8 protein-coding genes are annotated in these 13,992 nt (G+C 67.3%); all 8 read left to right on the forward strand.

The annotated features are described in order from the left end of the window. Position 1: 1 nt before the first annotated feature. The 8 genes from ABZ833_RS40515 (at position 2) to ABZ833_RS40550 (ending at position 13,686) form a co-directional block, all read left to right on the forward strand. The gene (locus ABZ833_RS40515; protein ID WP_361058104.1) at positions 2–4,981 is read left to right on the forward strand and encodes an amino acid adenylation domain-containing protein; all 4,980 of its coding nucleotides are present in this window, start codon (positions 2–4) and stop codon (positions 4,979–4,981) included. 61 nt (positions 4,982–5,042) lie between these two features. Then, entirely contained in the window at positions 5,043–5,861 is an 819-nt protein-coding gene (locus ABZ833_RS40520) for an alpha/beta fold hydrolase (protein WP_361058106.1), read from the forward strand. Then, positions 5,854–7,086: a cytochrome P450 gene (locus ABZ833_RS40525; protein ID WP_361058108.1), complete on the forward strand. Its 1,233-nt coding sequence runs from the start codon at positions 5,854–5,856 to the stop codon at positions 7,084–7,086. Before ABZ833_RS40520 ends, ABZ833_RS40525 begins: the two co-directional genes overlap by 8 nt. Before the next feature lie 266 nt (positions 7,087–7,352). Next, on the forward strand, positions 7,353–8,615 hold the full coding sequence (locus tag ABZ833_RS40530; RefSeq protein ID WP_361058110.1) for a nucleotide disphospho-sugar-binding domain-containing protein: 1,263 nt from the start codon (positions 7,353–7,355) through the stop codon (positions 8,613–8,615). 88 nt (positions 8,616–8,703) lie between these two features. Next, positions 8,704–10,011: an activator-dependent family glycosyltransferase gene (locus ABZ833_RS40535; protein ID WP_361058112.1), complete on the forward strand. Its 1,308-nt coding sequence runs from the start codon at positions 8,704–8,706 to the stop codon at positions 10,009–10,011. Between the two features lie 58 nt (positions 10,012–10,069). After that, positions 10,070–11,449 carry a PLP-dependent aminotransferase family protein gene (locus ABZ833_RS40540; RefSeq protein ID WP_361058114.1) on the forward strand — a complete coding sequence of 460 codons (1,380 nt, stop codon included), beginning with the start codon at positions 10,070–10,072 and terminating at the stop codon, positions 11,447–11,449. Between the two features lie 32 nt (positions 11,450–11,481). Further along, complete coding sequence (hppD, locus tag ABZ833_RS40545) at positions 11,482–12,555, forward strand: 4-hydroxyphenylpyruvate dioxygenase (protein WP_361058116.1); 1,074 nt, start codon at positions 11,482–11,484, stop codon at positions 12,553–12,555. A 54-nt stretch (positions 12,556–12,609) separates the two neighbouring features. After that, the gene (locus tag ABZ833_RS40550) at positions 12,610–13,686 is read left to right on the forward strand and encodes an alpha-hydroxy acid oxidase (protein WP_361058118.1); all 1,077 of its coding nucleotides are present in this window, start codon (positions 12,610–12,612) and stop codon (positions 13,684–13,686) included. Positions 13,687–13,992: the final 306 nt, after the last annotated feature.

The following is a 13,992-nucleotide window of genomic DNA, read 5'->3' on the forward strand; positions in this document are numbered from 1 at the left end:
CGTGTATCCCCTGTCGTTCGCACAACGCCGTATGTGGCTTACGCGCCAACTGGAGGGAGGGGCGGAGAGCTACAACATGTCTCCGGCGTTCCGGCTGACCGGACCGCTGGACCAGGCTGCCCTCGTGGCGGCGATCCGCGACGTGGTCGACCGGCACGAGATCCTGCGCACCACATATGTGACGGACGACAACGATGAGCCTCACCAGTGGATCCTGCCGACGGCGGAGGCGTTGGTAGAGGTGCCGGTGGTCGAAGTCGCGTCGGCGGACCTGTCCGGCGCGGTTGATGAGGTCATCTCGCACCACTTCGACCTGTCGACCGAGATCCCGTTGCGGGCGACCTTGTTCCGCTGCTCGCCCGAGGAACACCTTCTGGTCCTGGTCATCCACCACATCGCCTCGGACGGCGCCTCGGCCGCACCGCTGGTGAGGGATCTGACGGCCGCCTACACCGCCCGCAGGGACGGCCGTGCGCCGGACTGGGAGCCGTTGGCGGTGCAGTACAAGGACTACACGCTGTGGCAGCGCGAGCTGCTCGGCGACGTGGCGGACCCGGCCAGCCTGGCGGCCAAGCAGGCCGACTACTGGCGTGCCGAGCTGGACGGGGTGCCGGAGCCGCTGAGTCTGCCGTTGGACCGTCCACGGCCCGCGGAGAGGAAACGTCCGCACGGCGACAAGGTCGGCGTCGTGGTGCAACCGGAGGTGGCGGCCGGGCTGCAGAGGCTGGCCGACGAGCGCGGGATGACCATGCCGATGGTTCTGCAGACCGCGCTGGCGGTGCTGCTGCGCAAGCTCGGCGGTGGGGAGGACGTGCCGATCGGCGGTCCGATCGCCGGGCGGACCGACGAAGCGATGGCGGATCTCGTCGGCTTCTTCGTGAACACTCAGGTGCTGCGGGTGGACCTCTCCGGTGCCCCTTCGTTCGCCGACCTGCTCACCCAGGTGCGTGACAAGGCCCTGGCAGCCTATGAGCACCAGGATGTGCCGTTCGAGATGCTGGTCGAGTTGATCAATCCCGACCGCTCCGCGGCGTATCAGCCGCTGTTTCAGGTGATGTTCGCCTGGCAGAACTGGGCAAGGCAGGACTTTGAACTCCCCGACCTGAAGGTGGAGTTCGAGCAGTACCACGTGTCGACCGCCATGTTCGACCTGTTCCTCAGCATGGCCGTGGACGACTCGGGGGCTCTGTGGGGCGACCTGATGTACGCCACCCAACTGTTCGATCACGGCACGGTCGAGGCGATCGTCGCACGGTTCGTGCGTGTGCTGGAGCAGGTGGTCGCGGATCCGCAGGTGTTGGTCGGTGCGATCGACGTGTTGTCGGAGCCGGAGCGGGAGCAGCTGCTGCGGCGGGTCAATGACACGGTGCATCCGGTGGCTGAGGTGACCTTGCCGGCCGCGTTCGAGGCGCAGGTGGAGCGTGATCCTGAGCGGGCCGCTGTGCTCGGTGAGCAGGAGACGCTGAGCTATGGGGAGTTGAACCGGCGTGCCAACCGGCTGGCGCACTGGCTGGTCGAGCAGGGCGCGGGGCCGGAACACATCGTCGCGGTACGGATCCCCCGCTCGGTCGACCTGTTGGTGGCGGTCCACGCGGTGGTCAAGGCGGGTGCCGTCTACGCGCCGGTGGACACCGAGCTGCCCGAGGACCGGGTGCGGCAACTGCTGGAAAGCACCGGGCCGCTGCTGGTGCTCGAAGAGACACTTCCAGAGGTGTCGGGGTACCCGGAGACGAACCCCGAACGCGTGCTCTCCCCGGACAACGCCGCGTACGTGATCCACACCTCTGGTTCCACCGGCGGCCCCAAGGGCGTGCAGGTGTCGCATCGGTCGATCATGAACCGTCTGGAGTGGGGGCTGTCGCACTTCGATGTGACGCCCGAGGACCGGATACTGCTGAGCACGACGGCGAGCTTTGACGTGTCCGTGCCGGAGCTCTTCGCGTCGCTGCAAGTGGGGGCCGCGGTCGTGGTCGCACGTTCGGACGGGCGCCGGGATCCGGCGTATCTCGCCGAGCTGATCCAGCGGGAGCGGGTGACCGGTGCCGACTTCGTGCCCTCGCAGCTGGAGACGTTCGTCGACGAACCCGCGGCGAAGAAGTGCACCAGTCTGCGCTGGATCGAGGTCGCGGGCGAGGCGTTCCCGGCCGCGCTGGCCAACACGTTCGCCAACCTGCTGCCCGACTGCGGCGTGCACAACCTCTACGGCCCCACCGAGGCGGCGGTTGAGGTCACGGCGTGGCGGCATGCGCCGGGTGCGGACCGGGTGCCGATCGGAACGCCGATCTGGAACACCCAGGTGTATGTGCTTGACGATGCGCTGTGTCCGGTCCCGGCCGGGGTCACCGGTGAGCTGTATCTGGCCGGTGCCGGGCTCGCCAGGGGCTACCTGGGCCAGACCGGCTTGACGGCGGAGCGGTTCGTCGCCTGCCCCTACGGTGAGCCCGGTGCGCGGATGTACCGCACCGGAGACCTCGTGCGCTGGGACACCGACGGCCGGCTCGAATACATCGGCCGCACCGACCTCCAGATCAAGCTGCGCGGATTCCGCATCGAGCTGGGCGAGATCGAGAACGTACTGACAGGGCACCCCGGTGTGGCAGAGGCGGCTCTCGCGGTCCGTGAGGATGAACGGGGTGACAAGCGTCTGGTCGCGTACGTGGTACCCGATCCGGATGCCGCGGTGACCGATACCGCGGGCCAGGTCGATGAGTGGCGTGACGTCTACGAGGACAACTACGCCGATTCCGGCGATGAGGCGTGGGGGGAGGACTTCCGGGGCTGGAACTCCAGCTACACCGGTGAGCCCATTCCGCTGGAGCAGATGCACCAGTGGCGGGACGAGGCGGTGGCGCAGGTGCTGCGCTTCACGCCGCGGCGGGTGCTGGAGATCGGCGTGGGCTCCGGCCTGTTGCTCGCGAAGATCGTCGGCGCGGTTGAGGAGTACTGGGCCACCGACATCTCCGCCACAGTCATCGACCGGGTCCGGGCGCAGGCCGCCCAGGCCGGCCACGGCGACCGGGTCCGGCTGAGCGTCCAGGCGGCCGACGACGCCTCCGGACTGCCCCGCGGCGGGTTCGACACCGTGGTACTCAACTCGGTGGTGCAGTACTTCCCGAGCATCGACTACCTCGAGGGGGTCCTGAGCCAGGCCCTGGACCTCCTCGCACCCGGCGGCCGGCTGATCGTCAGTGACGTGCGCAACGCGACGACACTTCGGCTTCTGCAGACCGCGGTGCAGCGGACGGCACAGCCCCACGCCTCCGACGAGGAGCTGAAGGCTCTGGTGGAGCAAGCTCTCCTCGCCGAGCGGGAACTGGTGGTCGCCCCCGAATGGTTCGCCGAGTGGGCTCAGGACCGTCCCGTCGGGCTCGACATCAGGCTGAAGCCAGGGCAGGCCAACGAGCTGACCCGGCACCGCTACGAAGTCGTCCTGCACAAAGAACCGGCCGACGTACTCGATCTGGCCGATGTGCCGGCGGTGCCGTGGGGTCGGGAGGTGTCAGAGCTGGCAGGCCTGGACAGCTGTGTGGACCGGGCGGGCGGCCGACCCGTGCGGGTGACCGGTATACCCAACGCACGCCTGGTGGGGGAGGCCGAAGCGGCAACCGCCGCGGGTTCGCCGCACGCCACCGCGCCCTCCGGAGAGCCACTCGACCCACACGACCTGGCCGAATGGGCCCGGCAGCGGGGCCAAGACACGGTTCTCACCTGGTCGGGCGACGCCGCCCACACCTTCGACGCGGTGCTGCTGTCCGATCAGCACACCACCCAGCACACCGTCATCGGCGGGTTCGTTCCAGGCCGGACAGCCGGGCGCACGATCCGGGCGAACGCCCCCGCACTCGCCACCTCGATCGGTCCGCTGCTTGCCGGGCTGCCCGACCACCTGCGTGAGCGCCTCCCGGACTACATGATTCCGAGCGCGCTCGTGCCGCTCACCGAACTCCCCCTGACCCCGGCCGGCAAACTCGACCGACAGGCACTCCCGGCGGAACACACCACCACCGTGAGCAGCAGAGAGCCGCGCAACGCCCAAGAAGAGAAGCTCTGCTCCATGTTCTGCGAACTCCTCGGCCTGGAGAAAGTCGGCATCGACGACGACTTCTTTGCGCTCGGCGGGCACTCCCTCCTCGCCACTCGACTCAGCGCCCGCATCCGCAAACAATTCAGCGTCGACATGCCCGTGCGAACACTGGTCCGTTTCCCCACGGTGGTCGAGCTGGCGGCACTGGTGCTCGCTCGCGGCATCCCTGACGACCACGTCGACTCGTTCGCGGTCGTGCTGCCGCTGAACACGGATCCCGGAACGGGAAAGCCACCGGTGTGGTTCGTCCACGGGGGCGGCGGTCTCGGCTGGGCGTACTTCGCCTTCGTGCCGTTCGTGCGGGACCGGGCGGCCTACGCCCTGCAGGCCCGCGGCTCCGGGGGCACGGGCCCGCTGGCGTCGTCGGTGCAAGAGATGGTCGACGACTACCTCACCCAGATACTGGAGATCCAGCCGGAGGGACCGTACAACCTGATCGGCTGGTCCCTCGGCGCTCCGATCGCGCACGCCCTCGCGGATGCCCTGGACCGGCGGGGGCACCAGGTGGACCTCGTGGCGCTTCTGGACTCCATGCCGGCGAGCGGGTTCAAGTACGGCGTCGACAAGTCGCCGTCGGTCTACCGGGAGGAGATAGAGGACTACTTCGGTCAGTTCATGAACACCGAACGAATGGCCAGCTTCCTGGACGACATGTCGAGGGTGGGAGCCAACAACCTGAGCAGGATGGGGGAGTTCGAAGCGCCCGTCTACCGCGGCGATGTGCTGTATTTCGACGCGAAGCTGGGCAAGGACTGGGGGTCGTACGCGGTTCATTGGAAGCCGCACGTCCTCGGCTCCATCGAGGAGTACGGGGTGGATGCCACGCACTACGACTTGCACATGCCCAAACCCGCGGGCCAGATCATGAAGGTCATCGCACGCAAACTGTCGCAATGACGGGGGAAGTGCGGGCACGGCCAGGGGATGACGGGGGTTGGTCGGGGTGACAGAACCCGGCATGTCCACAGAAGACCGGGGCCGGGTCACGCTGCTGTGCGTGCCGTTCGCGGGAGCGGGACCTTCGTTCTTCCATCCGTGGCGGGCACTGTCCGCCGGCCGGTGGAGAGTGGTCCCGGTCGAGCTGCCCGGCAGGGAGAGGCGGCTTCTGGAGACGCCGCACCGGAATGTCGTCGAAGCGGCGAAGAGCTCGGTCGACGACGTGGTTGCGGATCTCGGCGAAGGTGCACGGACTGTGCTGTTCGGGCACAGCCTGGGCGCCGTGCTCGCGTATGAGCTGGTGCATCTGCTGACGAAGCGCGAGGTGCGCGTCGAGCGACTGGTCGTCAGCGGTTCGCCGGGGCCGTGGACACAGCGGGAGAGGCGGGCGACGGGGCTTCCGGAAGAGGAGTTCCTCGCCCGGGTCGAAGAGTTCGCGGGGTTCAGGCACGAGGCTCTGGATCACCCGGAGATGCGTGAGCTGATTCTCCCTGTGCTGCAGGCCGACTGCGAAATGCACGAGAACTACGTTCCGAGCACCGACGACCCGGTTCCGGTGCCGATCTGCTCGATTCGGGGCAACTCCGATGGCCTGGTCGGAGCGGAACAGGCCCAGGAGTGGCGGGAAGCGACTACGGGTGATTTCAGTTATGCGGAGCTGCCGGGCGATCACATGTATCTGGTTGATCACGCCCGGGAGGTACTGGATCTGATCGAGGCGGAATCCGCCCTTGGCTGCCAGTCCACCGCATATCTGTCACCTGCCGAATGCGAGGCTAAAATCAGCGAGGTTTCCATGAGGGTTCGACAAGAACGCAAAGGAGATGGCGATCATGGCTGAGCCGATCATTAGCCTGCTGGATCCTGAATTTGAGGACGACCCCGTCGGCGCCCTTGCGCGCCTGCGGGGAATGTCCCCACTAGTCCGCATTGGTTTTCCCGGCGGGCCACCGGTCTGGCTGATCACGCGAGGCGAAGAGATCAAGGCAGCGCTGAATGACTCGCGGTTCGTGGCGGATGTCAGCAAAGTGCCGGGCCATCAAGGGCCCAGCATTGCGGAGGAAGCGCTCGCGTCTCTCGATCTGCCGGTGGAGATGCTGAGTTACTTCAGGTCCAACCTCCAGGTTCAGGACGGTGAGAGTCACGCTCGGCTGCGCCGGCTCGCGGCACCCGCCTTCAGCGGCCGGCGTATCAAGGCACTGAGGCCGCGCATTGAAGAGACGTCCGCGCGGCTTGTCGACGAGCTTGCTCAGAAGGGATCCGGTGACCTTCTCCGGGATTACTCCACACCTTTGACCGGTGCCGTCATCTGCGAACTCATCGGCATCGACGAGGCTGATCAGCCGCAATTACGGAAGTGGATGGACGAGTACGCCAGCGCCGACGTCGACTTCAGCACGAGCATCCGGGAGCTGTCCGACTACCTCAAGAAGCTCATTCAGCGACGCCGGGCCGAGCCCGCAGACGACTTGGTCTCCGCCCTGGTGCAGACGATGGACGAGGACGGTGACCGGCTCGACGAAGCAGAGGTAATCTCGACGGTGGCGGTGTTGGTGAACGCCGGATACCACTCCACGGCCCACTTCATCCCGAACGCGGTTCTCACACTCCTCGACAATCCGGATCAGCTGGCTCTGCTGCGTGCCAGGCCGGAGGCTTTGCCGCACGCTGTCGAGGAGTTGATGCGGATCGCGACCCCCCTTCCGGCCACTGGTCCGCGGTACGCAACCGAGGACTTCGAGTTCGCGGGGGTCTCGATCTGCAGGGGCGATGCCGTGACGGGCTCCCTGCTGTCCGCCAACAACGACCCGCGCCTTTTCTCCGAGCCCGAACGGTGCGATGTGGAACGCGTGTTGAAGCCCGGGGAAGGCCATCTCGCTTTCGGCGCAGGCCCGCACCGCTGCTTCGGCGCATCGCTCGCCAATCTCGAAGGCGAGATAGCACTCAATCACCTGATGGTCCAGCGTGACAGCTTGGAAATCACTGTGAGCCGCAGCAGGTTGAAGTACCGCGAGCTCATCCCCGGTGGCGCCCGGATGCTCTCCGCATGCCCTGTGCGCTTGTGAGGGCCGGACCAGCGACACACACGGCTGCCTCCCCGTGCACCTCGCGTCCGGAGGCCGCCTGACATGGGTTTCCAGGGGTTCACAACCGCTCTGTCCCGCCGCCGGGACACCGCGCAGCCAGGGGCAACCGGGGCGGATCGTTGCTGGAACGTCCCACGGCCCGGCAGAGAAGGCGGCCCGGTTCCGGGGAATCTTCTGACCGAGAAGGGACGAATCGCTTGCGAGTTCTGTTTGTGACAGCGCCGTTCACCTCACATATCCAACCGATGGTGCCGCTTGCCTGGGCGCTGCGGTCGGCGGGCCACGAGGTGCGGATGGCCGGCGAGCCGGCGGTCCTCGACACCATCACGGGCGCCGGGCTGACCGCGGTCTCCGTCGGCCCGGAGGAGACTCTGGAATCACGCCTCCGCACTCTCCGGGGAGGGGGCGGGGGCGGGGGCGACGTCCAGGAGGCGTCCGCCCCGCCCGTCCCGCCCTTCTCACCCGTGTCGTTGTACGAGCTCGGGAACCGGGAGGGTCTTCCCTGGGAAGCGATCAACTGGCTCCTCGACAACCACCTGGTTCCGCATACGTGGGTGGTGAACGATGAGATTGTCGAGGACCTCGTGGCGTGCTGCCGCTCCTGGCAGCCCGACCTCGTGCTGTGCGATGTGCTGGCCCACGCCGGCGCGGTGGCCGCGGATGCCGTCGGGGCAGCGCACGGACGGCTGTTGTTCTGGTTCGATGTGAGCCTGCGGCTGCGACACGACTTCCTGGACGCGCTGGAGCGGCAGCCGCCGGGCCGGCGTCCGGACATGCTGCGCGAGTGGTATGCGGAGTGGGCGGGGAAGTACGGGCGTGAGTTCACGGAGGAGCTGATAAGCGGCCAGTTCGCGATCAACGTCCTGCCGGAGCGCTGTCGTCTGGAGCCCCACGAGCGGACGCTGTCCATGCGCTATGTGCCCTACAACGACCGTTCCATCGCGTCGGCCTGGCTCCATGAGGCGCCCCGCGCGCCTCGCGTACTGATGACGTTCGGCATCTCGGCGCGGCAATTCGACGACCTGCCGGACATCAAGCTCGAGGAGGTGCAGCAGAGCCTGGACTCGCTGGCCGATCTCGACATCGAGGTGGTCCTCACGATGCCGGGCGAAGTAAGGGAACAGCTCGAGCGTGTTCCGGAGAACACCCGGATCGTGGACTTCGTCCCGCTGGACCTCATCCTGCCCACCTGCACCGCCATGATCCACCACGGTGGGTCGGGAAGCTTCAACGGCGCACTGCTGCACGGCATCCCGCAGTTGGTCATCGGCTACTCCGCCGACTCGATCGGCAAGTGCCTCGCGCTGATGCGGACCGGGGCGGGGCTGTGGATCGCACCGAACGACGTCACCGGAGCGCGGATCAGGGAGTGTCTGACGCAGCTGCTGGAGGACGATGCGTTCCGTGTGGCTGCCGAGCAGCTTCAGCAGGAGACGCTGGCCCACCCCACCCCCGGCGCGCTGGTGCCGGAACTGGAACGGATCACGGGCGAGCTTCGCTCGGGATGATGTGACCGATGAGGCACCGGGACGGCTGGAGCCGTTGGACGGCGTCCTCTTGAAGCCTTGAACGCAGCCTGTACAGGGGGCGAATCGCTTGCGAGTTCTGTTCGTGACCATGCCATTCACCTCGCATCTCCAGCCGATGGTGCCGCTTGCCTGGGCGCTGCGGTCGGCGGGTCACGAGGTGCGGGTGGCCGGCGAGCCGGCATTCCTCGACACCATCAACGAAGCCGGGCTGACCGCGGTCTCCGTCGGCCCGGAGGAGACTCTGGAATCACGCCTCCGCACTCTCCGGCAAGACATTGATCCGGGGGAGGGGATCACCCCGGACTTCGGAACCGACACCTTGTACAAGGTCGGGAACGAGGACCGGGACACGCTCTCCTGGGAGAACGTCACCTTCATCCTCGACAAAATCGTGGTCCCGATGAGCTGGGTCCTGAACGATGAGATGGTCGAGGACCTCGTGGCGTGCTGCCGCTCCTGGCAGCCCGACCTCGTGCTGTGCGATGTGCTGGCCTACGCCGGTGCGGTGGCCGCGGATGCCGTCGGGGCAGCGCACGGACGGCTGCTGTTCTGGCTCGATGTGAGCCTGCGGCTGCGACACGACTTCCTGGACGCGCTGGAGCGGCAGCCGCCGGGCCAGTATCCGGACATGCTGCGCGAGTGGTATGCGGAGTGGGCGGGGAAGTACGGGCGTGAGTTCACGGAGGAGCTGACAGGCGGCCAGTTCGCGATCAACGTCCTGCCGGAGCGCTGTCGTCTGGAGCCCCACGAGCGGACGCTGTCCATGCGCCATGTGCCCTACAACGACCGGTCCGTCGTACAGCCCTGGCTCCATGAAGCCCCCCGGGTGCCTCGCGTCCTGATGACGTTCGGCCGCTTGGCGCTGCGCTGGGCCGGGCCACCGGGCATGACGCCCGAGCAGCTACAGGAGAGCCTGGACTCGCTGGCCGATCTCGACATCGAGCTGGTCCTCACGATGCCGGGCGAAATAAGGGAACAGCTCGAGCGTGTTCCGGAGAACACCCGGATCGTGGACTTCGTCCCGCTGGACCTCATCCTGCCCACCTGCACCGCCATGATCCACCACGGTGGGTCGGGAAGCTTCAACGGCGCACTGCTGCACGGCATTCCACAGGTCCTCCTTGAGTACTCCGTCGACGCACCTGCCAAGCGGAACGTCCTGCGGCAGACCGGGGTGGGGTTGTCGATCGCGCCGGGCGACGTCACCGGAGCGCGGATCAGGGAGTGTCTGACGCAGCTGCTGGAGGACGATGCGTTCCGTGTGGCTGCCGAGCAGCTTCAGCAGGAGACGCTCGCCCAGCCCGCTCCCAGCGCGCTCGTGCCGGAACTGGAACGGATCACGGCCGAGCATCGCACGCGCCGTGCACGAAGTTGAGGGCTCGGAGGAGGCTGCCCGTGCCCGCCGAGGCCGGATGCTTGGGAAGGCGATCGTGATGAGCGAGACGCACGGCATGACGGAAGACATCGGATGCGCTTGCGACCGGGAGCCCGAGGTGGGCGGCGGAATGGTGCTGCGTATGGAGGATCTGCACGCCGGCGTCGCGGATCCGGTGATGGACACGATGAACTTCCTCAACGAAGTCACCCTGAACTATCCCGAGGCCATCTCCTTCGCCCCGGGAAGACCGTACGAGGGATTCTTCGACACCGAGCAGATCTTCGCCTATCTGCGGCGTTATCTGGACCACCTGACTGCTCAGGGGCGCTCACCGGCCGAGGTGCGCAGTTCGGTGTTCCAGTACGGGCCGTCCAGCGGGCTGATACGTGAGCTGATCGCCGACTCGCTCCGCGTGGACGAGGGGATCGATGTTCCGGCGGAGTCGATCGTGGTCACGGTGGGATGCCAGGAGGCGATGTTCCTGGTGCTGCGCGCCCTTATGTCCGGTCCCGACGACGTGCTGCTGGTCTCCAGCCCCTGCTACGTGGGGATCACCGGCGCCGCGCGGCTCGTCGACGCCGAGGTGGTCGCCATCGAGGAACGGGAGACCGGGCTGTCGTGCGCCGACCTGGAAGCCGCGATTCTGGCCGAACGCATGCGGGGGCGCAGGCCCCGTGCTGTGTACGTGGTCCCCGACCATTCCAACCCGTCCGGCGTCACCATGCCGCTGAAGAGCCGGCATGAACTACTGGAACTGGCCGAGCGGCTCGACGTACTCATCCTTGAGGACAGCCCTTACCGGTTGGTCAGCCCCGGCGCACAGGTGCCTACGCTGAAGTCGCTCGACCGGGGCCGACGGGTGATTCATCTGGGCTCGTACGCCAAGTCCCTCTTCCCCGGCGCACGGGTGGGCTACGTTCTGGCGGACCAGTCGGTGTTGCGGGCGGACGGCGCCGTCGAGCTGCTGGCCGACGAGTTGGCCAAGATCAAAAGCATGCTCACCGTGAATACCTCCGCACTGAGCCAGGCAGTCGTGGCCGGTGCCCTGCTCGCGTCCCGTGGCCGTGTCTCTGAGCTGAACGTGGAGGCGGCCGCACACTACGGGGACACCATGCGGTCCGTCCTGCGGGGCCTGGAACGCGAGTTCCCCGCCGAGCGGCGGGAGCGGCTCGGGGTGAGCTGGAACATGCCCAGTGGGGGCTTCTTCCTGACCCTGCAGGTGGCCTTCCGCGCCGACAATGACGCGCTGGTCCGCTCCGCAGAGGACTTCGGGGTCATCTGGACGCCGATGTCCTACTTCCACCCGCAGGGCGGAGGTGATCACGCCATCCGGCTGTCGACCAGCTATGTGACGCACGCCGAGGTGGAAGAGGGGCTTGGCCGACTGGCCGATTTCATCGAGTCCGAGGCCGTTGCGGCACACCACCGCCGCTGAGTTCGGTCAATTGCGCACGTTGGAGGTGACAGGTGGAGATCCAGTCGATCGATCACATCGAGTTCTTCGTCGAGGACGCCGAGGAGGCGGCCAACGGTCTACGCGACCTTTTCGGCTTCGCCGTCGCGGGGCGCGGTGGAGTTCACACGGGTATGCGCGGATGCGAGTCGGTGTTGTTGCGTCAGCGCGATATCACCCTGCTGGTGACCTCCCCCACCAGCCCCGAGCACCGTGCTGCCGAGTACGTCGGTCGGCACGGCCAAGGCGTCGGTGTGATCGCCTTGCGCGTCCACGATGCGCAGGCCGCGTTTGCCGAGGCCCTCGAGCGCGGGGCCACCCCCGTCGCCCCGCCTGAAACCTTCGGCCCCGAAGGAGCCCGAGTCGCCTTTGCCTCGGTGATCGGGTTCGGCGACGTGGAGCACCGCTTCGTCTCCCGCGCCCGGTCCGGCGGCCCATTCGCCCCGCTGATCGAGGAGACCGGCTGCGACCACTCCGCCGAGGGACTGTTCACGCGGATCGATCACCTCGCGGTGTGCGTGCCCGCAGGGACACTGGATGAGACCGTGCAGCGCTACGAGGAGATCTTCGGCCTGCATCAGACTTTCGAGGAGCGGATCGTCGTCGGACCCCAGGCCATGGACTCGAAGGTCGTCCAGAGCAAGTCCGGACGGCTGACCCTTACCATCATCGAGCCGGACGTCACCTGTTCCCCGGGGCAGATAGACAGGTTCATCGCCGCTCACGAAGGCGCCGGGATCCAGCACATCGCGTTTCTGACCGAGGACATTCTGACCGCCGTCCCCAAGAGCACCGAGCGGGGCGTGCGTTTCCTCACCACACCGCAGAGCTATTACGAGATGCTGACGCCCCGGCTCGGCCCGATCGGTGTCCCGGCGGAGGCGCTGCGCGAGCTCAATGTCCTTGCCGATCGCGACCACGAAGGCGTCATGCTTCAGATCTTCACCGAGTCGCGGCACCAGAGGGGCACCCTCTTCTACGAACTGATCGACCGCCGGGGCGCCCGCACGTTCGGCAGCAACAATATCCACGCGCTCTATGAGGCCGTGGAGCGCCAGCAGGCGAGCAACGTGACCGGCCTGGACTGAGATGTTCGATCTGGTGCGACTCCCGCCCGCGATGAGCGCCATGGAGGACAGGCGATGAGACTGACGCTCGGCGATTTCGCGCGGGCGGCCAGGTCCCGACTCGACCCCGAGGTCTGGGACTTCCTGGAGGGTGGCGCCGGCGAAGAGCGGACGCTTGCGGCCAATGTCGAGGCGTTCGACCGTCTGTGGCTGCGGCCGCTGGTCCTGCGCGGCGCCGACCGTCCCGAGACGGCGACCACGATTCTCGGCCGCCGCTGGGACGCGCCGGTGGCAGTCGCGCCGATGGCCTACCAGACACTGGCCCACTCGATGGGCGAGCTCGCCACCGTCCGCGGGACAGCGGCGGCGGCTCGCGTGCCGGTAGTGATCAGCACCTTCGCTGGGCGCGAATTCGAGGAGCTCGCTGCCGCCGGCGGCAGCGAGCTCTGGCTCCAGGTCTACTGTCTGCGTGATCGTTCGATGACGCGGCGCCTCATCGAGCGTGCAGAGGCCGCGGGCTTCGAGGCGCTCGTTCTCACCGTCGACGCACCCCATCTCGGCCGGAGGCTGCGGGACCTTCGCAACGGCTTCCGGCTCCCGGCGGGAATCGTCCCGGCCAACCTCGACGGGCACGACTTCACGGAGCCGGCCATGCACGCCAGGGCCCAGTTCGCTCAGGGCCTCGACTGGTCGGTAGTGGACTGGCTGCGCTCGGTCAGCGGATTGCCGATCCTGCTCAAGGGGATCCTCACCGGAACCGACGCGGTGCGCGCGGTCGGGGCCGGGGCGGACGGCCTCATCGTGTCCAACCATGGCGGGCGGCAACTCGACGGTACTCCCGCGACCCTCGATGTCCTGCCGGAGATCGTGGCGGCCGTGGCCGGGGACGTTCCTGTCCTGCTCGATGGGGGCGTGCGCCGTGGCCGGGACGTGCTCGCCGCGCTCGCGCTCGGCGCTGACGCGGTGCTTCTGGGCCGTCCGATCCTGCACGGCCTCGCCGTCGATGCGGGTCAGGGGGTGACGGACGTGCTGAACATCCTGCTCGGTGAACTGACCGACGCCATGGCGCTCGCCGGCCTCCGCGGGCTCGCCGACATCGGTCCCGAACTCGTCCGGCCCACCGTTGTCCGACCAGGAGGAGAGAGGGTGTGAGCCGATCCGCGTCACCTGGGCCCGCCGCCCGCCGCGTGTCATTGTGACCCTTGGACGGTCCAGCCCGACGGGATGTCAGCGAACAGCGTCGAGCGAATTATGCGTTGCGGCTTCGATCGCGGAGTCGCGATCGAAATCCACGGCCGCGACGAAGCGTCCGGAGAACAGCCAAAGAATGCAGGCGCCTGTATCAATGTCCTGTCGGCGGGACAGCCGGTGCCCGAAAGGTCGCCTTTTTTGTTCCTGCCCGGGTACCTCAAGCGGAGAGTTGTATGCCCACTCGCAGGTCTGCTTTCAATCCCCTTT

This window comes from Streptomyces sp. NPDC047525 (genome assembly GCF_040643025.1).
Lineage (GTDB): Bacteria > Actinomycetota > Actinomycetes > Streptomycetales > Streptomycetaceae > Streptomyces > Streptomyces durmitorensis.